At 71.3% G+C, this 21205-nt stretch carries 22 protein-coding genes, 2 tRNA genes and 2 pseudogenes; 15 read left to right on the top strand and 11 right to left on the bottom strand.

Going from position 1 to position 21205, the window contains the following annotated elements; translation table 11 throughout:
* Positions 1-153 precede the first annotated feature (153 nt).
* Positions 154-615, bottom strand: a complete 462-nt coding sequence (locus K7854_RS03785; protein WP_226024911.1) for an SSI family serine proteinase inhibitor — start codon at positions 613-615, stop codon at positions 154-156.
* A gap of 180 nt (positions 616-795) precedes the next feature.
* On the opposite strand from K7854_RS03785, the gene K7854_RS03780 reads away from it, so the two are divergent.
* Positions 796-886, top strand: a tRNA-Ser gene (locus K7854_RS03780).
* A gap of 191 nt (positions 887-1077) precedes the next feature.
* Positions 1078-1150: transfer RNA gene (locus K7854_RS03775), tRNA-Arg, on the top strand.
* A 77-nt stretch (positions 1151-1227) separates the two neighbouring features.
* Here K7854_RS03775 and K7854_RS03770 read toward each other — a convergent pair.
* From K7854_RS03770 to K7854_RS03755, 4 genes and pseudogenes are all read right to left on the bottom strand, one after another.
* A pseudogene (locus K7854_RS03770) lies at positions 1228-1899 on the bottom strand (site-specific integrase); the annotation flags it as partial.
* Positions 1900-2139: 240 nt separating this feature from the next.
* The gene (locus K7854_RS03765; RefSeq protein WP_226024909.1) at positions 2140-2367 is read right to left on the bottom strand and encodes a hypothetical protein; all 228 of its coding nucleotides are present in this window, start codon (positions 2365-2367) and stop codon (positions 2140-2142) included.
* Between the two features lie 231 nt (positions 2368-2598).
* On the bottom strand, positions 2599-2820 hold the full coding sequence (locus tag K7854_RS37435) for a tyrosine-type recombinase/integrase (protein WP_345604585.1): 222 nt from the start codon (positions 2818-2820) through the stop codon (positions 2599-2601).
* A 16-nt stretch (positions 2821-2836) separates the two neighbouring features.
* Positions 2837-3040, bottom strand: coding sequence for a hypothetical protein (locus K7854_RS03755; protein ID WP_226025087.1), 204 nt, complete (start codon positions 3038-3040; stop codon positions 2837-2839).
* Between the two features lie 392 nt (positions 3041-3432).
* On the opposite strand from K7854_RS03755, the gene K7854_RS03750 reads away from it, so the two are divergent.
* Entirely contained in the window at positions 3433-3870 is a 438-nt protein-coding gene (locus K7854_RS03750) for a hypothetical protein (protein WP_226024907.1), read from the top strand.
* Positions 3871-4078: 208 nt separating this feature from the next.
* Here the strand turns inward: K7854_RS03750 and K7854_RS03745 are convergent, their stop codons facing one another.
* Together K7854_RS03745 and K7854_RS03740 are read right to left on the bottom strand one after the other, a co-directional pair.
* Entirely contained in the window at positions 4079-4930 is an 852-nt protein-coding gene (locus tag K7854_RS03745; protein ID WP_226024906.1) for a helix-turn-helix domain-containing protein, read from the bottom strand.
* 12 nt (positions 4931-4942) lie between these two features.
* Positions 4943-5695 (bottom strand): DUF6879 family protein, encoded by a 753-nt coding sequence (locus K7854_RS03740; RefSeq protein WP_226024905.1) that lies wholly within the window; start codon positions 5693-5695, stop codon positions 4943-4945.
* Between the two features lie 175 nt (positions 5696-5870).
* On the opposite strand from K7854_RS03740, the gene K7854_RS03735 reads away from it, so the two are divergent.
* The 4 genes from K7854_RS03735 to K7854_RS03720 all read left to right on the top strand — a co-directional run bounded on the left by K7854_RS03735 (position 5871) and on the right by K7854_RS03720 (position 7840).
* Positions 5871-6071, top strand: a complete 201-nt coding sequence (locus K7854_RS03735) for a hypothetical protein (RefSeq protein WP_226024904.1) — start codon at positions 5871-5873, stop codon at positions 6069-6071.
* A 202-nt stretch (positions 6072-6273) separates the two neighbouring features.
* Complete coding sequence (locus K7854_RS03730) at positions 6274-6495, top strand: hypothetical protein (protein ID WP_226024903.1); 222 nt, start codon at positions 6274-6276, stop codon at positions 6493-6495.
* Between the two features lie 116 nt (positions 6496-6611).
* Entirely contained in the window at positions 6612-7112 is a 501-nt protein-coding gene (locus K7854_RS03725; RefSeq protein WP_226024902.1) for a hypothetical protein, read from the top strand.
* A gap of 71 nt (positions 7113-7183) precedes the next feature.
* The gene (locus tag K7854_RS03720; RefSeq protein ID WP_226024901.1) at positions 7184-7840 is read left to right on the top strand and encodes a class I SAM-dependent methyltransferase; all 657 of its coding nucleotides are present in this window, start codon (positions 7184-7186) and stop codon (positions 7838-7840) included.
* A 35-nt stretch (positions 7841-7875) separates the two neighbouring features.
* Here the strand turns inward: K7854_RS03720 and K7854_RS03715 are convergent, their stop codons facing one another.
* On the bottom strand, positions 7876-8307 hold the full coding sequence (locus K7854_RS03715; RefSeq protein ID WP_226024900.1) for a DUF6010 family protein: 432 nt from the start codon (positions 8305-8307) through the stop codon (positions 7876-7878).
* Between the two features lie 246 nt (positions 8308-8553).
* Here K7854_RS03715 and K7854_RS03705 point away from each other — a divergent pair, with 246 nt between their 5' ends.
* A complete protein-coding gene (locus K7854_RS03705) occupies positions 8554-10041 on the top strand; it encodes a peptidoglycan D,D-transpeptidase FtsI family protein (protein ID WP_226024899.1) in 1488 nt (495 codons plus the stop codon).
* A 22-nt stretch (positions 10042-10063) separates the two neighbouring features.
* Here the strand turns inward: K7854_RS03705 and K7854_RS03700 are convergent, their stop codons facing one another.
* Complete coding sequence (locus K7854_RS03700; RefSeq protein ID WP_226024898.1) at positions 10064-10423, bottom strand: winged helix-turn-helix transcriptional regulator; 360 nt, start codon at positions 10421-10423, stop codon at positions 10064-10066.
* Between the two features lie 76 nt (positions 10424-10499).
* Between K7854_RS03700 and K7854_RS03695 the strand changes: the two genes are divergently transcribed.
* Complete coding sequence (locus K7854_RS03695) at positions 10500-11384, top strand: DUF2797 domain-containing protein (protein ID WP_226024897.1); 885 nt, start codon at positions 10500-10502, stop codon at positions 11382-11384.
* Positions 11385-11624: 240 nt separating this feature from the next.
* A complete protein-coding gene (locus K7854_RS03690) occupies positions 11625-12524 on the top strand; it encodes an amidohydrolase family protein (RefSeq protein WP_226024896.1) in 900 nt (299 codons plus the stop codon).
* Between the two features lie 362 nt (positions 12525-12886).
* Here K7854_RS03690 and K7854_RS03685 read toward each other — a convergent pair.
* Positions 12887-13520: pseudogene (locus tag K7854_RS03685) on the bottom strand (iron-dependent transcriptional repressor DtxR); the annotation flags it as partial.
* A gap of 8 nt (positions 13521-13528) precedes the next feature.
* The gene (locus K7854_RS03680; protein WP_226024895.1) at positions 13529-14062 is read right to left on the bottom strand and encodes a YbhB/YbcL family Raf kinase inhibitor-like protein; all 534 of its coding nucleotides are present in this window, start codon (positions 14060-14062) and stop codon (positions 13529-13531) included.
* 260 nt (positions 14063-14322) lie between these two features.
* On the opposite strand from K7854_RS03680, the gene K7854_RS03675 reads away from it, so the two are divergent.
* The 5 genes from K7854_RS03675 (at position 14323) to K7854_RS03655 (ending at position 21195) form a co-directional block, all read left to right on the top strand.
* Positions 14323-15021, top strand: coding sequence for a GntR family transcriptional regulator (locus tag K7854_RS03675; RefSeq protein WP_226024894.1), 699 nt, complete (start codon positions 14323-14325; stop codon positions 15019-15021).
* A gap of 297 nt (positions 15022-15318) precedes the next feature.
* Complete coding sequence (locus tag K7854_RS03670; RefSeq protein WP_226024893.1) at positions 15319-16059, top strand: response regulator transcription factor; 741 nt, start codon at positions 15319-15321, stop codon at positions 16057-16059.
* Positions 16056-17609 carry a sensor histidine kinase gene (locus K7854_RS03665; RefSeq protein ID WP_226024892.1) on the top strand — a complete coding sequence of 518 codons (1554 nt, stop codon included), beginning with the start codon at positions 16056-16058 and terminating at the stop codon, positions 17607-17609. Before K7854_RS03670 ends, K7854_RS03665 begins: the two co-directional genes overlap by 4 nt.
* A 14-nt stretch (positions 17610-17623) precedes the next feature.
* A complete protein-coding gene (locus K7854_RS03660) occupies positions 17624-18958 on the top strand; it encodes a bifunctional glycosyltransferase family 2/GtrA family protein (RefSeq protein WP_226024891.1) in 1335 nt (444 codons plus the stop codon).
* Complete coding sequence (locus tag K7854_RS03655) at positions 18955-21195, top strand: ArnT family glycosyltransferase (protein ID WP_226024890.1); 2241 nt, start codon at positions 18955-18957, stop codon at positions 21193-21195. The genes K7854_RS03660 and K7854_RS03655 overlap by 4 nt, the downstream gene beginning before the upstream one ends.
* Positions 21196-21205: the final 10 nt, after the last annotated feature.

Below are 21205 nucleotides of genomic sequence, written 5' to 3'. Positions count from 1 at the left end.
CCATCTTGCCAATCGGCCCGCAGCGTGTCACGCGAGGGAGTCTAAGGGTTGGGGCCCGCCGGGCGGCGTGGGATGGGACGGAGGTCGCACGAGGAAGTGACGTAGAACGTGTGACCGGTGACCGTCGGGCCGAGCCCGTCCGGCATCCCTCCCCTAGGGCCGGGCCCGGCCCCCGAGGTCGGGCAGCAGCGGCACCATGCGGTCCCAGCGGGAGATCTCGCAGCCGTCGCGGCGGTCGTACGTCGCGTCGACGGGGCGTCCGGCCCAGGTGCCGGTGACGCGCGCGGTGGCGGGGCCGCCGTACTGCATGGTGCACATGCTGCCCTCGGGCACCGGCGCGAAGGCCTCCTGTCCCCACCGGGTGTCGCCGTCGACGACGGCGCAGGCGCCCTCCGCGTCGGGATGGTCACCTGCGGCGGGGTGGCAGTACAGCTCGTAGGTGCCGTCCATGCCCTGCCCGGCGTCGCGGACGGTGACCGTGAGGTGGTCGCCGTCCGGGGCGCCGGGCCCGGCGGCCGCGGCCGTGGGCGCGGCGCAGACGGAGGCGAGGGCGGCGGCGGACAGGGCGGCGGCGCCGAGGAGGCGGGCGGCGGGGGTGCGGGTGACCTGGTGCATGACCTGACCAACGCGCCGGCCGCCCGGACGTTGCGCGACCGGCCGTGGACTACGCCGTAAGGGCTTTGCCCTGCGGCCCGCGCGCCTAGTACCGTAGGGGTCGATTGGTGACAGCGCGCTCAACTGTGTCATCATCGGCACGCGCCACTCGCGCTCGCACGCGAGGTGGTGATGTTGTCTGGAGGCGTCGCCTAGTCCGGTCTATGGCGCCGCACTGCTAATGCGGTTTGGGGCTTACACCCCATCGAGGGTTCAAATCCCTCCGCCTCCGCACGATCACGGAAGCCCCGGCCCGCACGGCCGGGGCTTCTGCGTTTGCCGGCCGCCCCAGGAAGGCATCTGCCCAGGTCACAAGGGGTGCGGCCAATGGATTTCACATGACGGCGGCAGTCATGTAATGTTCTTCCTGTCGCCGCGAACGGGCCGGAAGGAACGGGAGCGGCGGTAAAACTGAAAAGACAAGCACTCGTAGCTTAACGGATAGAGCATCTGACTACGGATCAGAAGGTTGCAGGTTCGAATCCTGCCGAGTGCACACAGGTCAAAGGCCCCGGAGCGATCCGGGGCCTTCGTCGTTTCACGGCCGTACAGCAGCGAAGTACAGCAACCGCGTCAACCGGTGCCGCCCATCGCGTCCGACAGCTTGCCGATCGCGTCCCGCACCTCCTCCTCGCTCGCTTCGGCGTAGACCTCCATCGGCATGGCGATCTGCGAGTGCCGAAGGATGCGCTGCGCCACCTTTGGGTGCACCTTCAGGGCCACCAGGAGTGAGCTGCACGTGTGCCGGGTGTTCCGGAGCGGGATCACCCGCAGGCCGGCGCGACGAGCCCGCAGGGCGAACATCCGGGTCATGTTGCCCGGCTCGATCGGGGTGCCGTACTTCGTCGTGAAGACCAGATCATGACTGTTCTGCCAGAGTTCCCCGGCGGCCTTCCGGTCCCCGATCTGCTGAGCACGCCGCATCCGCAGCGCCTTGAGGCAGAGTGCCGGCAAGGGAAGGAAGTCGTCGGAGTCCTCAGTCTTGGTCTCGCGGTGAAGGATCTGACGCCCGGCGCGCTGGATCTGGTGATCCACGTGCAGCTCGCCCCGCTCGAAGTCGACGGACTTCCACGTCAGGCCCAAGACCTCACTGCGACGCAGGCCGAGACTGAGGACCAGGACCCAGGCTGCGAAGAGGTGATCCTCCCGCGCGGCGGCATCGGTGAGGAACTGGCCCGCCTCAGCGACCGACCACGGCTTGATACGGCGACGCCGGGGCTTAGGCACCTTCACCAGGGAGGCCAGGGGGCGCCATCGCCGACCGCGGGCCCGTAGAGGGCGTGCGTGGGGTGCTCCCATCCCGCGTCCACCGTCGACCCAGGCAGAGCCGAGCAGACGCGGCCCATGGCGTCCAGGTCGTTCGTACAGTGGCGCGCTCCACCTGGACGCCATGAACCACGCCCGCTCCACGGTGTGTGGGTCGACGGCGGACGGGATGGGGGCTGAGGTGAGTGGTGGGTGAAGATGGGGACGACGGTTAGGCACCTACAGGAACAGGCGGATCGTCTCGACAACGAGCGGATACAGCGGGAGCACAATGAAAACCCAGCCCACCAGCCGTGTGACACCGCCGTAGCGACGCTCCGCTGCCTGGGACGGTGGCCCGATGCCAGACTGGTAGAAGCTGCTCCGAAACCCTCGGTAGTCCCGGACGATGGCTGTACCCAGCGCGACGAAAGGGATGGCCACGGCCAGCACTATGAACCAGTCCACGCTGGCAGGTTAGTTGAGGCAACAGCCGCCTTCGGCCTGATGTCGGCGGTCCGAGGGCGAGTGAGTACAGCAGTGAAGTACCGCAACCACAGCCCGATCCACACAGAGCTACGGATCAGAAGGTTGCAGGTTCGAATCCTGCCGAGTGCACACAGGTCAAAGGCCCCGCCTGGAAAACCGGCGGGGCCTTTGACATCAACGGCTGACATCAGTGCGCCTGGAGAGACACCCTCAGTCGTCCGATGCTTCCCCCTCCGACCCCTCGTCGTGGTCATCGAGATTCAGCGCGTCGTCCATACGCTCAGCAGCCGCTCGCAGCGTCGTGTCCATCACATGCGCGTATGTATCGAGCGTCATCGTGATGGTGCAGTGTCCGAGCGTCTCCATGATCGTGCGAGCGTCGACCCCTCGTGAGAGCAGATGCGAGGCGCAGGTGTGCCGTAGATCGTGCACCCTTGCGTGGTGAAGATCAGCCCGTCCGGCTGGCCCTGCACCGGCTGCCACTTCTTGCCCGCGACTTGCGTTCGCGCTCTTGCTGCTCGCGGTGGTGGGTCAGGGCGGTCTTGAGCAGGATTCGCGCTTCGGCGCCGTCCAAGGGGCGCACCTCCTTGGGCGTGACGGTCGGGGTCTCAACGATGCGCGCGACGTTCCTAGCGATCAGCTCTTCGCGCATCGCTTGCTGTAGGGCGGACCGGAGCACGGCGTGTACGTACTGGACGGCCGGGGGCGGTGCCAGCAGCTCGCACTCAGCGACAGACAAACAACCACCGTCATTACGCGTATCGGCAAGGAGCTCGCCAACGTCATCCCGGCGCCCAGGGATGCCTCCATGCCCGTGCGTGACGCCACCCAGTCCAGCGCTGGGAAGCAGAAGCCGGCAAACGGCGAGCTGGTCGACACCTCCACGGGCGCGGTCTGCACGGCTGGAGACGAGGTTCAGGAGGCCGCCCAGGAGTGCCAGGAGGGCCCAGCCATCACCATGCCCGACCTTGAAAAACCTCGCGCAGCAGGGAGTACGACATGGCCCGACGGTGGTCCTCGCCCGCTCCAAGCACCGCACCCGTGGTGGGTCACAGAACTGACCGACGGTGGGCGCCCCTCATCGCCGTGATCGTCCTGGACGGCGCCAAGTTCTGGCTCGGCACCGCCGTCGTGGTCGCCGTGCTCGTCCCGCTGATGCTCTCCGGCCATGACCCGACCATGTGGCACGTTCTCATGCCCGTCGCCGTCGGCTTCTGCCTGCTGTGTGCCTACTTCTGCCAGATCGGCCACCTCTGTCCTCGCGACGACATCTCCTGGGCCGACGCCCAGGAGGCAGCCGCCCAGGCCTACGCCGAGTCCGAGCAGTTGCGCGCCAAGAAAGCAGCCCTCCAGCAGGCCAAGGCCGCGCAGAACGCTCAGGCCCGGCAGGCCGCCATCTGGGCCCAGATCGCCCAGATCAACCAGGCTCAGCACCCCGGTCAGGACATCTACTGGCCTTACGGCCAGTCGCCGCCGCTGTAGAACTCGCCGGGAACGACGACTTACCGGACCGAGGAAGGTCGCTTGATCCGCAGCTTTGTGTTTCTGATGCCCGACGTCCAGTCACCCGGCCCACTTGGGCGAGTGGCCGAGGACCGTCCACGCCATGGCCCCAACGGATGGAACCAGCCAGCCCCCCCGGTACCCGGGAGCGCTGACGACGTCGAGAACGAGTTTTTTGAAAGTCGGGTCAGCGCGAGCGCAACGTCCGTCGTACTGCACTGATGAGGTTCTGAGCGTCAACGCCATATACGGCGGACTCCCGGAGTGTGTTCCAGACCCGCAGGTAGGTCGCCACGCTCTCGGCGTCGTCCAGCCACAGCTCTGCATGCCAGTCCTCGGCGATCACGAGCCTGTCATCCAGGATCCAGAAACCGTTGGCTGTCGGGATCTTGAGCGAGGCGCCGAGCGGAATGATCCCCAGCTCCACGGTGTCCATGCCGACAACGCCCGCGAGTCGATCGAGTTGGCTGGCGAGGACAGACGGAGGACAGATCAGGGCGTGTAGTGCCGCCTCCCACACCAGGGCGTGGAACTTCCGGCCTGCCTCGTACAACCACTCCTGGCGCCGCATGCGGGCGCGGACTGCCTCGTCTGTGTCGCGGACCGAGCCCTGGAGGTCTGCGTACCGCAGGAAGATGTGCCGTGCGTAGTCGGCTGTCTGCAGCATGCCAGGGACGACAGACTCCTCCCAGGCGTAGATGGCCTGGGACCGCCCGACCTCAAGGTTCCAACTGTCCTGCACGGGCCGGTGCCCGGCGGCCAGTTGCCGGCGCCAGGAGCGGATGTGGGACTCGAAGCCCTTGAGCCGGGCGTCCAGTTCATCGAAGATGTCCGGCTGGCCGACGCCTGCGGCCCAGGCCCGCAGGTCTTCGCTGGTGGCGGTCTGCTGGCCGTTCTCCAGCTTGTAGATCTTGGAGTGTGGCCAGCCGAGTCGCTGTGCCAGTTGCGTGCCGGTGAGCCGTCCTCCCGGGGCCGACAGCCGGAGTTCCCTCAAGCGCAGTCCGAGAGCCTCCCTGGCCTGCTGGAAGTCTGTGCTCACTGGTTCCGCTCGCTAGTGGTCGGCGCCGAGTTGCGCCGTGAACTCGTCGTACGGGACGGACCCGTGCACCGCGGCGTCGCGGACCTGGCAGTACCGCAAGACCTCGGCAGGCTCCGTGATGACCTCGACGTCGCGCAAGGCGTCCTCGTCATCGAAACGCAGCACGGCCACCAGACGACTGTCGAAGATCCAGAAGTCTTCAGCGGGCAGCCGGAGCTGCTCTGCGTCTTCGCGCCACAGGTTGCGCACGTCCTCGCCCGTGGCTGCGTTGCACCTCGCATAGTCGAGCAGGAACAACTGTCCCTCGGTCGGCGGGTTGTCGACGACGCGTACCCGCCCCACGTACTTGCCGCTGGCCGTCTGCTGGCGGATGTTCGTGCACCACTCGCTGTCGAGGTCGCACGGGGCCGTGCCGGTCGAAAGAAATTCCGCGTATCCGGCGTCCTCCCGGTCTGATGCGTAACCCCGCCGCGTCTCCAGATGCCAAGCCGAGTGATCGAAGGTCTCGAAAAGCCGCCCGAACTCCTCCAGGGCGATCAGCTTGGGCACGCGGGTGACGTCCTTGGGCCCGTGATTGGCGAGGAGTTCACGCGGCACGACCACCGCAGCATCTCCGGGGCCGAAGTGCTGGAGCTGGGCGATGTCCTCGGGGTCAGTGAGCGGTGTTCCTTGGACGATGATCTCATTAGAGTCGAGATCCTCATGAACGGCGGGGCAGCCACCGTTCTTGCTGTCGGTGCCGTTGAAGCGCAGTCGTCGTGCCACGGTCGCCTCCCATGGTCTGGGGCCCTGTCGCCATCAGCATCACCGGCGCTGAAGCGCCCGCACCACAGCGTGCACCCCCTCGCGTGAGACCACACGAGAACATTCAGCCAGACTCGGAGAACATTCGAGAACATCGTATCGCGGCCAGTAACTCCCCGTCCTTACCGTCCTGTCCATGGTCACAGCACGCGACGATGTTGATCCCTTCGCAGCCATGGAGTCCCTACGTGCGGCTCTCGATCAGGAACGCATCGTGCTGCCGTCGCTCGGAGTCGATGCCGGCTCGCCTGCTCTTGGGCTCGTGGAACTGGGGCGTGTACGCGCCGACGTGGCCATGCGACTGGCAGAGGTGCTCCGACGCGGCGGCGACGAGTGAGCGGCGCGGGTAGGACCGGCGAAGACGGCGGTCTCCCGCCCCGGATGACCTTGCGGGTCTACACGGTGGACCGCGAAGGTCGCGTCACGAGCGACTCCGGCATCCACGGGTTCGAGGGCGCTGAAGTGGAGACGGCCACAAGCCTTGGGCAGGAGTTCCCTCCCTGTGCGTGCCCTCACCACCGGGCCATGAGGACAGTGCGATGAGCGCCCCCACCACTGACACCGCCTCATGGTCCCCGGAGTGCGCCCTCGCTCTCCGCCCGGGTTACGAGTACCTGCACGCACAGTGCCGTCAGACGGGGGACGTTCCTCTGCCCTACGCCACCGGACTCCTGCTCGTGCACCGCTGCACCTGCCTGTGCCACGCCTACAACAGCCAGGGCACTACCCGAGTCGCCCGCTCCAGCCAGATGACCCAGTAGCTCTCGCTGGGACGGGATCCGCAAGGCGCCTGCACCGCGCGTCCAGACCTGGACAGGCTGGCAGACGGGGCGGGCTTGAACCGGTACGGCACGACCTGTCTCCGAAGGAGTAGTCCATGACCGTCACGCTCGACCGACCTACGAGCACCCGCACACGGGACCCGAAGGAACTCCTCAACGCCGTCCAGCCCCACATCAAGCACCTGACGATCAACGTCCTGGACAGCGGCATGACCCTTTGGGACCGCGAGGTCGCCCTGCTGCTGCGCGACCACACGATGGTCCGTGACATGGCCGAGCGCATCCTCGGCAACGCCGTGATGTACGCCATTGGCTGCATGGAGCACCCCGAGGTCCACCTGGGCGTCGGCAAGCTCGTCGACATCGGCGTTCACCAGCTCATCCTCGACACACCGGTGTGGTGGGCCCTGTGCGGTGTGTACAACGAAGGCCGCTACAAGCACCACGCCCCGTTCATCGAGCGCCGCGGCGACGGGCTGTGCCTGCGTACGGCGGACTTCCTGAAGTCCATCGGCTTCGACGTCGACGAGGAGCTGTGGGCGATCGACGGTACGGACTGCTCGCCGTGCGACAACAAGGTCCCCGACAGCCACTGAACGGTCCTACGCTGGCCCCTGTCCTCGGTCCCCCGAAGGACAGGGGCCAGCCCTTGCGAAGAGGAATTGCCTTGCCCGCACAACACGACATCGCCGCCGAGACGGAGCTGTGGGACACCTTCGCTGCTTCAGCCTTCAAGGACGACGCGGAACCGAGCTTCTGTTGGACCCAGTACGCCGGTCACGGACCCGGCCCAGAACTACTCGGTGACCCGCGCTCCGTCCTGGAGATCGGCTGCGGCACCGGCCGCGCCCTCGCCTTCCTCGCGCAGCGCGGCATCGTGGCTCGGGGCGTTGACCTGTCTCCCGTCATGGTGAAGAAGACCACCACGAAGTGGGCCAGCTTCGGCGCAGAGTTCGTGTGCGCTGAGGTCCTGCAGTACCTGAGCGAGCACGAGGAGGCGTACGACGCGATCTACTCGATCTTCGGAGCCGCCTGGTTCACCGACCCGAGCCGCCTCTTCCCCCTTGTCCGTCAGCGGCTCAACCCCGGTGGAGTCTTCGTCTTCTCGCAACCTCCTGCCATCCCCGGCGCCTACGGGCCGCAGGGCATGTACAAGGGAGGTTTCGCTGGCAAGGCGATGTTCACCTACCGCTACAGCTACCGTCCGGCGGTGTGGGAGCGCCTGCTCACCCGGGCCGGCTTCGCGTCGGCCAACGCGCAGATCCTCGGCGCACCGAAGCCTGGGCATATCGGCACGCTCCTGGTCCACGCCATGATCCCATGACCGTGTTCCCCAGCCGTGGACGGACCTGGGGACTCTCAGGTGACGGCCCGCTGCCGCGGGGCGCGACGGCCCGGTACGAGGTCGTGCAGGGGCGGGCCGCCGCGCAGGCACCACAGGGCGATGACCGGGTCGCAGATCGCGCAGCCCAGGGACGAGTCGTGGGCGAAGGGGAGGATCGGGTTGCCCTTGAGGTGGTGGACGACGTCCCAGGCGGTGTGCAGCAGCCAGCCGATGCCGATGAAGGTCCAGGACGTGAGGCCCCGGTAGGCGACGTACAGCATGAGCGCGCCGAACGGCAGCTCCCAGGCGTCCAGGCCGCCGCCCGAGAAGTAGACGCCGCCGGCCCCGGCGATGCCGAGGGCGTTCAGGGGCCGGCGGTGCGGGTCCGGGACGAGGGACAGGAGCAGGACGACGAGGAGGCCGATGCCGATCGGCATGACGTAGGGGAGGAGACCGGCGAGGTTCATGCGGGCACGCTATGCAGGGCACGGGGGGTGTCCCAGTGGCGTGAGTGACAGGTTCCGACGGATTGTCGCCGACGGAGGCGACGGTGGCGACGGTCTCGACGGCTGCGCGGGGCCGGGAGTTGGGCGACACGGCGGTTGCGGCGGGCGGCCGGACGTGAGCGCGGCGGGCAACTGTGTCTAGGGTGTGCGCATGTTGAGAGGATCAGTCTTCATATCCGACCGGCCGAGTCGCGACGGAGGCCGACGGTGAACAAGCCGCTGAGGGCCGTGGCGATCTTCTGCGGGCTGCTGGTGCTCGGCCTGTTGATCCGAGCGAACTGGCTGCAGTACGTCCGGGCCCCGGAGCTGGCCTCCGACACCGAGAACCGGCGAGTGCAGATCGAGCAGTTCGCCACGCCGCGCGGTGACATCGTCGTCGGCGGACGGGCCGTCACCGGCTCCAAGGAGACCGACAGCACCGACCTCAAGTACAAGCGCACCTACGTCGACGGGCCGATGTACGCGCCGGTGACCGGGTACGCCTCGCAGGCCCAGGGCATGACGCTGCTGGAGAAGACCTACGACTCCATCCTCACCGGCAAGGACGACCGGCTGGCCTTCCAGCGGTTCGCCGACGTGGTCAGCGGTGAGGGGCGGCGGCCCGGCTCGGTGGTCACCACCATCGACCCGAAGGCGCAGAAGGCCGCCTGGGACGGGCTGACCGACCTGAAGGGCGCCCGGGGGGCCGTGGTCGCGCTCGACCCGCAGACCGGGAAGGTGCTGGCGATGGTCTCGGCGCCCTCCTACGACCCGTCGGTGTTCGCGGGCAACACCTTCAAGGAGTCGGACCAGTTCGTCGCGCTGGACAAGAAGAAGAACAAGCCGCTGGCCAACCGCGCGCTGCGGGAGACCTACCCGCCGGGCTCCACCTTCAAGATCCTCACCGCGGCCGCCGCGCTGGAGCACGGCATCGTCACCGACGTCGACGCCCGCACGGACGCCGTCTCCCCGTACCCGCTGCCGCAGTCCACCAACAAGATCGGCAGCGAGGCCGGTGACGCGGTCTGCAACAAGGCCTCGATGAAGACCGCCATGCAGTACTCCTGCAACAACGTCTTCCTCGACGCCGCCTCCCAGCTGGGGCAGGAGAAGATGCGCGAGACGGCCGAGAAGTTCGGCTTCAACGAGGACGTCTACTCCGACGACTTCGGCGACCTGCTCGCCACCAAGAGCCTCTACCCCGAGGACCTCGACAAGCCGGGCACCGCCCTCACCGGCATGGGCCAGGGCAGCCTCACCAGCACCCCGATGCAGATGGCCATGGTCACCGCCGGGATCGCCAACGACGGAAAGGTGATGCAGCCCTACGTCGTCGACGAGGTCAAGGGCCCCGACCTGGACACCCTGGAGAAGACCGAGCCCGCGGTGATGAGCGAGGCGGTCTCCGCCGAGACCGCGCAGAAGGTCCAGGAGATGATGGAGTTCACCGCCAAGGAGGGCAGCGCCCGCCGTGCCCAGATCGACGGCATCACGGTCGGCGGCAAGACCGGTACCGCGCAGCGCGGTGTCGACGTCAACGACGAGGTGCCGTACGGCTGGTTCGTGTCCTACGGCAAGAAGGACGACGGCTCCTCGGTCGCGGTGGCCGTCTTCATCGACCCGACCGACATGGACATCTCCCGCGAGGACATCTCCGGTGGCGGGCTCGGCGCGCCCATCGCCAAGAGCGTCATGCAGGCGGTTCTGAAGTCCTGACGCCGTCGGGGGCGGCGGCGCGTCACGCCTTGGCCGCGTCGTACGCCCCCCGGGCCCGCTCGACGGCCGCCATCCGGCGCTCCGTCCAGCGTGCGAGGTCCCGGACCTGTTCGGCGGCCTCGCGGCCGAGTCCGGTGAGGGAGTAGTCCACGCGGGGCGGGATCACGGGCTTGGCGTCCCGGTACACCAGGCCGTCGCGCTCCAGGGTCCGCAGGGTCTGGGTCAGCATCTTCTCGCTGACCGAGCCGATCTCCCGGCGCAGTTCGCCGAAGCGGTAGGGGCGGTCGAGCAGCGCGATCAGGGCGAGGGTGCCCCAGCGGCTGGTGACGTGCTCCAGTAGCAGGCGCTCGGGGCACATCGGTTCACTTTCTGCCATGGCCATACGGTACGTCCGGGCGGGCGCTCACCAGGAGTGAGTGCCCGCCCGTTGTCAGTGGTGCCCTCTACTGTCGATGGGGATGGCACAGGCATGGAAGTGCGCGGGGCTGCGGTGGGCGGCGGACGGTCTCGTGCTGACGTGGGTCGGGGGCCGGCGCAGTGTGCTGGCCCGGGGGAAGCGGGTGGCCTTCGGGGTCGCCGAGGGGGGTGTGCGGACGTGTGTGGGAGCGCGGGGACACGCGTGCCCGGTGCGGGCCGGGGTGCCGGGGCGGAGTACGGGGGCGCGGTGCGAGGAGTGCGCCCGCCTGGACCGGGCCCACTCGGTGGCCGCCGACACCATGGCGGACGATCCGCGGCCGTACCGCGTCTATCTGGCGTGGTTCGGGCCGGGCCTAGTCAAGGTGGGGATCACCGCACACGCACGGGGTTCCGCCCGGCTCCTGGAGCAGGGTGCCGTGTGCTTCAGCTGGCTGGGCAGCGGGCCGCTGATGGCCGCGCGCCGGACCGAGGAGCTGCTGCGCGCCGCGCTGGGCGTACCCGACCGCATCCCGTACGCCCACAAGCGCGCGGTCCGGGCCGCCCTGCCCGAGTCGGAGGCGGAGCGGGCGGCCGAGATCGCCGGGTTGCACGCGCGGGCGGTGGCGCTGCGCGGCTGGCCGGAGGCGCTGACGCCGGAGCCGTTCCGGGGCGTCGACCACGCGGGCGTCTTCGGGATCTCGGGGGCGCAGCGCGGGCCGGCCGCCGTGGCGGAGGTGACCGAGCTGGTGGCGGGCGGGGCGATCGGGGGTGAGCTGGTGGCCGCCGCCGGGCCCGATCTGCATCTGGCGACGGAGCGCGGGGTCGTCGTGCTCGACACCCGGCTGATGACGGGCTGGGAGCTGCTGGCCGCCGCCGAGGGCGAGCGGTGCGCCGTGCCCGTGCGGGACCTCGGACGGGCGGCCGGTGTCCAGGACGGCCTGTTCTGACCACCCCGCTTCCCGGTTCGGGCCGAAACCGGCACTCGGCCCGAACCGGGACCGGCACTCGGTACGGGCCACGGTGGGGGCACTTGTCCCGGGCCGCGAGGGGGTACTCGGCCCGGCCCGGGCCGCGACCGAGCACTCGACCGGGTCGCGACGGGGCACTCGGCCCGGCCCGCGGTTCGGCCTTCGGTCCGGTGCCGTCGCCCCCTTGTTCGCGGCAGCGCGGAGCGCCATCGTGGCGGCATGAGTGATCACGAAGCCGAGCAGGTCCGCAGGTTCTGGGAGGGGCTCGGGCTGCCCGGGCTGATCGACGTGCACACGCACTTCATGCCGGAGCGGGTGCTGCGCAAGGTCTGGGCCTACTTCGACGCCCTCGGGCCGCTGACCGGCGGGATCGAGTGGCCGATCACCTACCGGCAGGAGGAGGACGAACGCGCGGAGCTGCTGCGCGCGTTCGGGGTGCGGGCCTTCACCGCCATGCTCTACCCGCACAAGGCGGGCATGGCCCAGTGGCTGAACGACTGGGCGGTGGACTTCGCCCGCCGGACGCCCGACTGCCTGCACACCTCCACCCTCTTCCCCGAGCCGGGCGTCGAGACGTACGTCCGCCGGGCCGTCGAGGCCGGGGCGCGGGTCTTCAAGGCGCATGTGCAGGTGGGGGCGTACGACCCGGCCGACGAGCTGCTCGACCCGGCGTGGGGGGTGCTCGCCGAGGCGGGGGTCCCGGTCGTCGTCCACTGCGGTTCGGGCCCCGCGCCCGGCAAGCACACCGGGCCGGAGCCGATGGCGCGGGTGCTGGCGCGCCACCCCCGGCTGCGGCTGGTGGTCGCGCACCTCGGCATGCCCGAGTACGAGGACTTCCTGGACCTCGCCGAGCGGTACGGGGAGGTGCGGCTGGACACCACCATGGCGTTCACCGACTTCAGTGAGCGTCTCGCGCCCTTCCCGCGCCGGGCGCTGTCCCGGCTCGCGGACCTGGGCGACCGGATCCTGCTCGGCACCGACTTCCCCAACATCCCGTATCCCTACCTGCACCAGCTGCACGCCCTGGAACGGCTGGAGTTGGGGGACGCGTGGCTGCGCGGGGTGTGCCACGACAACGCGGCCCGGCTGTTCGGCCTCCCGGGGAGCCGGGAGGGGTAGGCGAAGGGAGCCGGGGGAGCCAGGAGGGCCCGGCGAGCCGAGGTGGGCCGGGCCCGAGGCAGGCCGGGCCCGGTGTTCCGGGACGGGCCGACGGGCGTGGGCCGGTGGGTACCGGGCCGACGGGTGTGGCCCGGTGCCCACCGGCCCGACACGTGGGCGGCCGGTGCCCACCGGGCTCAGAGCGGGGCGACGAAGACGTGCGCGGCGGTCCGCGAGGGCAGCCGGGCGATCCGGTTGCCACCGGCCGTCTTGCCGCTGCCTGGCGTCCCGCTGCTGTCGGCTGTCTTGCCGCCACCGGCTGTCTTGCCGCCGCCAGCTGTCTCGCCGCTGCCGGGCGTCCCGCCGTCGCCGGCCGTCACGCCGCCGATCGTCACGCCGCCGGGCCACGGCCTGACGTGCACCACCGCGCCCGGCCGCACCCCGGCCCGCCGCAGGGTGGACAACCAGGTCGAGGTCGGCCTGGACCGGCTCCCCGATGCGCCGGACGACCGCGCTCACTCCGTCCGGCCCGGGGCGCAGGTCACCGAGGCTGACCGGGCTCCCCGCGGGGGACGGGCGCGGGACGGCCGCGGTCGTCCCGCCCAGCTCCTCCAGGCCCGGGATCGGGTTGCCGTAGGGCGACTCGGTCGGGTGCCGCAGCAGGCGCAGCAGGCGGCGTTCGACGGCCTCGCTCATCACGTGCTCCCAGCGACAGGCCTCGGCGTGGACCTGCTCCCACTCCAGGCCGATCACGTCGACGAGCAGGCACTCCGCGAGCCGGTGCTTGCGCATCACGCGCGTCGCCAGCCGCCTGCCCTCCTCGGTCAGCTCCAGGCGCCGGTCGGCGGCGATCCGCAGCAGTCCGTCGCGTTCCATGCGGGCGACGGTCTGGCTCACGGTGGGACCGCTCTGGTCCAGGTGCTCCGCGATGCGGGCGCGCAGCGGGACCACGCCCTCCTCCTCCAGCTCCAGGACGGTGCGGAGGTACATCTCCGTGGTGTCGATGAGCCTGGACACGCGGTGGATCAGGCCGGGGTCTCGGCGGTGGCGGTCAGGACCGCGCGGCCGAGGATGTGCCCGGCCATGGTGAAGCCGAGGACGGCCGGGGTGGCGTCGGCCGGGACGCCGATGGACTCGACGTCGAGGGCGTGCACCACCACGAAGTACCGGTGCGGGCCGTGCCCGGCCGGCGGGGCGGCGCCGATGTAGCGGGACGCGCGGGCGTCGTTGGGGAGCTGGAAGGCGCCCTCGGGCAGGCCGGAGCCGGTGTCGTCGCCGGCGCCCTCGGGCAGCTCGGTGACGGTGGCGGGGATGTCGGCGACCGCCCAGTGCCAGAACCCGGACCCGGTGGGGGCGTCGGGGTCGTAGACGGTGACGGCGTAGCTCCGGGTGCCCTCCGGCGCGCCGCTCCACGACAGCTGCGGGGAGAGGTCCTTGCCGCCGGGGACGCCGGAGGCGTGCTGCGCGTCCGGCCAGGGGGAGCCGTCGGTGACGGTGGTGCTGGTGAGGGTGAAGGAGGCCGCCTCGGGGAGGCGGGCGAACGGGTCGTTGGCGCTCATCGCGTCGTTCCTTTCGGAGGAAACCGGCCGCTGCGGGCCGTGCCGGGCCCGGGTGCGGCCGTATGTGCGGCCGGACATGCGGCCGTATGTGCAGCCGGACATGCGGCCGTATGTGCAGCCGGTCATGTGGCCGTATGTGCGGTCGTATGCGCGGCCTGGTCATGGGTGGAGCCGGTGGAGCCGGGCGAGGCCCCGTCGGCCGTTGCAATCGACCATAACACTAATAATCGATTATCCAAGGGATCGTCTATGCTTCCCTCATGACTCAGACCGACCCCACCCCCGCCCCGCCGACGGGCAAGCGGATGCTCTCCGAGCAGGTCTACGTGCGCCTGCGGGACGCGATCATGCGCGGCGACCACGCCCCCGGCGCCGCCCTCAAGCCGCAGGACCTCGCCAAGGAGCAGGGGGTGAGCCTGGCCGTGGTGCGCGAGGCCCTCGTGCGGGTGGTCGGCGACGGGCTCGCCGACCGGCTGCCCAACCGGGGCTTTGCCGTCCCGGCCTTCTCCGACCGCCGCTGGCAGGAGGTCGCGGAGGCCCGCCGCACCATCGAACCGGTGCTGCTGCGGATGTCCGTCGAGCGCGGCGACGTCGACTGGGAGGCCCGGGTGCGCGCCGCCCACCACCGGCTGTCCCGCACGCCCCCGTACACGGCGGAGGAGGGCGAGTACTACAGCGAGGCGTGGTCCGAGGCGCACCGGCTCTTCCACCGCGCCCTGATGGAGGGCTGCGGCAACCCCGTGCTGCTGGAGACCTTCGACCGGCTGTGGACGGCGAGCGAACTGGCCCGCCGCTGGTCGGCGCACCGCAATCCCGGCCGGGACGGCATCGAGGAGCACCGGCAGCTCGAGGAGGCGGCGCTGGCGCGCGACGCCGACACCGCGGCCGAGGTGCTGGTCCGCCACCTGACCCTCACGGCGGAGGGCCTGACCGCGGAGGACCTGACCGGGGAGGACTGACGGCGGCACCCCGCCGAAACCCCGGTCCCCGCCGAAACCCTGGGCCCCGGCGACACCCCAGGCCCCTGGCGGCACTCCGGTCCCCGCCGAAACCCCGGTCCCCGCCGAAACCCTGGGCCCCGGCGACATCCCAGGCCCCTGGCGGCACTCCGGTCCCCGCCGACCCCCCAGGCCCCGCCGACACCCCGCGCCCCCGGCGGCACTCCGGCGCCCCCCGGCGCCGAGCCCGCGCGTTTCTCAGAGAAATCACAGCTTGGAGAAAGAGCCTTCTCAGAGCGCCCCGACATCGTGTCCGCTATGACCACGACCTCGCCCCAGGGGCGCACCGAACTGCTGAGGCCGGACGGGAGCCCCGTCCGGGTGCTTGTAGTGGACGACGAGCAGTCCATCACCGAACTGCTGTCCATGGCCCTGCGCTACGAGGGCTGGCAGATCCGCAGCGCGGGGGACGGCCACGGCGCCGTCCAGACCGCGCGCGAGTTCCGGCCCGACGCCGTCGTACTGGACATGATGCTGCCCGACATGGACGGCCTGAGCGTGCTGGGGCGGCTGCGTCGCGACCTGCCGGACGTGCCGGTGCTGTTCCTGACCGCCAAGGACGCCGTGGAGGACCGGATCGCCGGGCTGACCGCGGGCGGCGACGACTACGTCACCAAGCCGTTCAGCCTGGAGGAGGTCGTCGCCCGGCTGCGCGGGCTGATCCGCCGCTCGGGCGCCGCCGACCGGCGCTCCGACTCCGTACTCGTCGTCGGCGACCTCACCCTCGACGAGGACAGCCACGAGGTCACCCGCGGCGGCGACGGCATCCACCTCACCGCCACCGAGTTCGAGCTGCTGCGCTTCCTCATGCGCAACCCGCGGCGGGTGCTGAGCAAGGCGCAGATCCTGGACCGCGTGTGGTCCTACGACTTCGGCGGCCAGGCCAACGTGGTCGAGCTGTACATCTCCTACCTGCGCCGGAAGATCGACGCGGGCCGCGAGCCGATGATCCACACCCGGCGCGGCGCCGGTTACCTGATCAAGCCCGCGGCGTCATGACCCGGCGGCGACGACCGCGGCCGCGGACCCTGCGGACGCGGCTCGTCGTCGCGTCGGTGGCGCTGATCGCGGTGGTGTGCGCGGTGATCGGCACGGTGACGACGGTGGCGCTGCGCTCGCACCTGTACGAGCAGCTGGACGGACAGGTGCGCGAGGTCGCGGCCCGGGTGTCCGGCTTCGGCCCACCGGGCGACCCCGGCCCCGGCGGCGGGGTGAAGCAGCGGATGGACCTCGACGACTTCGTCACCCACGGGGGCCCGCAGCCGCGCGACACCATCGTCGCCGAGACGCAGGACGGTGCCGTCGTCGACGCCAAGTACGGTGAGAGGGACGACGAGAGCACGGACCCCAGCCGGACCACCGCGGTCTCCCTCGACGAGGACCAGCGCACCGCGCTCGCCTCCGTCCCCCGGGACGGCGACGCGCACACCGTCGAGATCCCCGGCCTCGGCGACTACCGCGTCGAGTACCACGACGGCTACTACGCGGCCCTGCCCACCTCGGACGTCGACGCCACCATCAGCACCCTGGTCCTCGTGGAGGCCAGCGTCACCGCCGCCGGACTCGTCGCCGCCTCGCTCGCCGGGGCCGTCATCGTCGGCGTCGCCACCCGCCCCCTGCGCCGGGTCGCCGCCACCGCGACCCGGGTCTCCGAACTCCCGCTGCACGCGGGCGAGGTGAACCTCGACGAACGGGTCCCGGAGTCCGAGTGCGACCCGCACACCGAGGTCGGCCGGGTCGGCTCCGCGCTCAACCGGATGCTGGACCACGTGCACGGAGCCCTGCACGCCCGCCAGCGGAGCGAGACGCGGGTACGGCAGTTCGTCGCCGACGCCAGCCACGAACTGCGCACCCCGCTCGCCTCCATCCGCGGCTACGCCGAACTCACCCGCAGGGGGCGCGAGCAGGTCGGCCCCGACACCCGGCACGCGCTGCGCCGCATCGAGTCCGAGGCCGGCCGCATGACCCTGCTGGTCGAGGATCTGCTGCTGCTCGCCCGCCTGGACGCCGGGCGGCCGCTGGAGTTCGGGCCGACCGACCTCGTACCGCTCGTCGTGGACACCGTCAGCGACGCCCGCGCGGCCGGTCTCGACCACACCTGGCGGCTCGACCTGCCCGACGAGCCCGCCCTGGTCCGGGCGGACCCGGCCCGGCTCCAGCAGGTGCTGGTCAACCTGCTGGGCAACGCCCGCAGCCACACGCCGCCGGGCACGACCGTCACCGCGCGCGTGCGCGGCGACGGGGCGTGGTGGTGCGTGGACGTAGTGGACAACGGGCCCGGTATCCCGCCCGAGTTGCTGCCGCACGTCTTCGAGCGCTTCGCGCGAGGGGACTCCGCGCGGTCCCGCGCGACCGGCTCGACGGGTCTCGGACTCGCCATCGTGCAGGCCGTGACGACCGCGCACGGCGGCGGCGTGACGGTCGACAGCGCGCCGGGGCGGACCGCCTTCACCGTGTACCTGCCCGCCGCCGAAGAGGGCCGACCGGAGGCCCCGGCGCACTCACAGGCACAGCACAGTTCCACCACACGGGTGCGACAGGGGAGTTGAGAAGAGTCGGTCCCATGCGAACCGACTCTTCTCCCGGCTCCCTGCCGGCGCGGGAGCACCTCCCGGCCGCAGGAGCCGGTACGCCTGTCCTGGACGTAGTGGTCCCCGTCTACAACGAGGAGAAGGACCTCGGGCCGTGCGTCCTGAGACTGCACGAGCACCTCACCCGGACGTTCCCGTACGCCTTCCGCATCACGGTCGCGGACAACGCCTCCACGGACGGCACCCCGCAGGTCGCGGCCCGCCTGGCGGCGGACTTCCCGGCGGTCAGGTCCGTCCGGCTGGAGCAGAAGGGGCGCGGCCGGGCGCTCAGGACCGTCTGGTCGGCCTCGGACGCCCCGGTCCTCGCCTACATGGACGTGGACCTCTCCACCGACCTGAACGCGCTGCTGCCGCTGGTGGCGCCGCTGATCTCCGGCCACTCGGACCTCGCCATCGGCTCCCGGCTCGCCCGCAGCTCACGGGTGGTGCGCGGCGCCAAGCGGGAGTTCATCTCCCGTACCTACAACCTCATCCTGCGCGGCTCCCTCCAGGCCCGCTTCTCGGACGCGCAGTGCGGCTTCAAGGCGATCCGCCGGGACGTGGCCCAGGTGCTGCTGCCGCTGGTGGAGGACACCGGCTGGTTCTTCGACACCGAGATGCTGGTGCTCGCCGAGCGCGCCGGGTGCCGGATCCACGAGGTGCCGGTCGACTGGGTCGACGACCCGGACTCCACCGTGCACATCGTGCGCACGGCGACCGAGGACCTCAAGGGCGTGTGGCGGGTCGGCAAGGCCCTGGCCACCGGTTCGCTGCCGCTGGACCGGCTGGCGCGTCCCTTCGGCGACGACCCGCGCGACCGCGACCTGACCGGCGTACCGCAGGGGCTGGCCCGGCAACTCGTGGGCTTCTGCGTGGTCGGCGCCCTGTCCACCCTCTTCTACCTGCTCCTCTACAGCGGCTTCCGGCACTTCGCGGGCTCCCAGCTCGCCAACGCGCTCGCGCTGCTGGTCTCGGCGGTCGCCAACACCGCCGCCAACCGGCGGCTGACCTTCGGGGTGCGGGGCCGGGGCGGCGCCGTGCGGCACCAGGCACAGGGGCTGGTCGTGTTCGGCATCGGCCTCGCGCTGACCAGCGGTTCGCTGGCCGCCCTGAGCGCGGCGACGACCGACCCCGACCACTCCACCGAGCTGGCGGTGCTGATCGCCGCCAACCTCGCGGCCACCGTGCTGCGCTTCCTGCTCTTCCGCGCCTGGGTGTTCCCGGACGCGCCGCCCGCGGCCCCCGCCCCGGAACCTCACCCCTCGGAACCCCACCCCTCGGAACCCCGCCTTCCGGACCCGCAGCGTGACTGGAGCGACGCCCGATGACGACGCACTACGACCCGATCGCGGCCGCCGACGGCCCACCCGCCCCCGTCCCCGAGGGCGCGGTGCCGCCGCCCGCCGCCCACCGGCAGCCCCGGCGGGCGCGGCGGCCCCGGCTCGGCCGGGTGTGGCGCGGCCGCCCCGAGGACCCGCGCTGGGTGCGCCCCGCCTTCCTCGGCCTCCTGCTGGCCACCGCCCTCCTCTACCTCTGCAACCTGAGCGCCTCCGGCTGGGCCAACTCCTTCTACTCGGCGGCCGTACAGGCCGGCAGCCAGTCCTGGAAGGCGTTCTTCTTCGGCTCGCTCGACGCGGGCAACGCCATCACCGTGGACAAGCCCCCGGCCGCGCTGTGGCCGATGGCGCTGGCGGTGCGGATCTTCGGCCTCTCCTCCTGGTCGATCCTCGTCCCCGAGGTGCTGATGGGGGTGGGCACGGTCGCCGTCGTGTACGCGGCCGTGCGCCGCCGGTTCAGCCCCGCGGCCGGGCTGATCGCGGGCGCCGTCCTCGCGCTCACGCCGGTCGCCGCGCTGATGTTCCGCTTCAACAACCCGGACGCGCTCCTCGCCCTGCTGATGTCCGTCGCCTGCTACCTCGTCGTACGGGCGCTGGAGGACGGCCGGACCAAGTGGCTGGTGTGGGCGGGCGTCGCCGTCGGCTTCGCGTTCCTGGCGAAGACCCTCCAGGCCTTCCTGATCCTGCCCCCGCTCGCCCTGGTCTACGGCGTCTGCGCACCGGTGCGGCTCAGGAAGCGCCTCGGCCAGCTCGCGCTGGCGACCGCCGCGATCGTCGTCTCCGGCGGCTGGTGGGTCGCGGTGGTCGAGCTGTGGCCGGCCTCGTCCCGCCCGTACATCGGCGGCTCGCAGAACAACAGCTTCCTGGAGCTGACGTTCGGCTACAACGGCCTCGGCCGCCTCAACGGCGAGGAGACCGGCAGCGTCGGCGGCGGGGGCGGTCCCGGCGGCGGGAGCGGCGGGCAGTGGGGCGAGACCGGCTGGGACCGGATGTTCAACTCCGAGATCGGCGGCCAGATCTCCTGGCTGCTCCCGGCCGCCCTGATCCTCCTCGTCGCGGGCCTGCTCGCCACGCGCCGGGCCGCCCGCACGGACACCGCGCGCGCGTCCCTGCTGGTCTGGGGCGGCTCGCTGCTGATGACGACGGCCGTCTTCAGCTACATGGCGGGCATCTTCCACCAGTACTACACGGTGGCCCTGGCGCCGTACCTGGCGGCCGTGATCGGCATGGGCGCAGCGACGCTCTGGGAACGCCGCGCGCGGCCGTGGGCTTCGCTCGCCCTCGCCGCCGCCGTCACGGCGAGCGCGGCCTGGGGGTACGTCCTGCTGAACCGCACGCCCGACTACCTCCCCTGGCTGAGGCTGCCGGTCCTGGTCGGCGGCCTGCTCGCCGCGCTCGGGCTGGTCTTCGCCGGCCGGCTGGGGCGGCGCACCGCCCTCGCCGCGGCGGGACTCGGCCTCGTGGCCTCGCTGGCCGCGCCCACCGCGTACACGCTGAGCACCGTGCGGGAGGGGCACAGCGGCTCCATCGTCACGGCCGGCCCGGCCGGCGCGAGCATGGGCGGCGGCCCCGGCGGCCCCGGCGGCGGCCGGGGCGGTGGCCCCGGGGGCGGCGGCTTCCCGGGCGGCGGCACCGCACCCGGCCAGGGCCAGGGCGCTCCAGGGGGCGGCGGCTTCCCCGGCGGTGGCACGGCCCCGGGCGGCGGGGGCACCAACCAGAACGGGCAGACGCCGAACGGCCAGAACGGCCAGAACGGCCAGAACGGGCAGACGGGCCAGGCGCCGAACGGCCGGAACGGCGGCGCGACCGGCGGCCCGTCCGGCGAGGGCGGCCGCATGGGCGCGGGCGGCGGCGGCATGGGCGGCCTGCTCAACGGCGCCGAAGTCGGCGTCGAGGCGAAGAAGCTGCTGGAGACCGACGCCGACGCGTACACCTGGGCCGCTGCCGCGATCGGCTCCCAGAACGCCGCGAGCTACCAGCTCAGCACCGGTGACCCGGTGATGGCGATCGGCGGGTTCAACGGCACGGATCCGTCGCCGACCCTGGCCCAGTTCAAGCAGTACGTGGCGGACGGCCGGATCCACTACTTCATCGGCGGCGGCACGGGGGGCGGCATGGGCGGCGACTCCGGCACCGCGTCCCAGATCACCGAGTGGGTCGAGGCCAACTTCAAGGAGGTGACGGCCGGCTCGGCCACCTTCTACGACCTGACGTCGCCGACGACCTGACCGCCGCCTC

It is taken from the genome of Streptomyces hyderabadensis, assembly GCF_020404845.1.
Lineage (GTDB): Bacteria > Actinomycetota > Actinomycetes > Streptomycetales > Streptomycetaceae > Streptomyces > Streptomyces hyderabadensis.
This window is presented reverse-complemented; position numbering and strand designations above follow the sequence as displayed.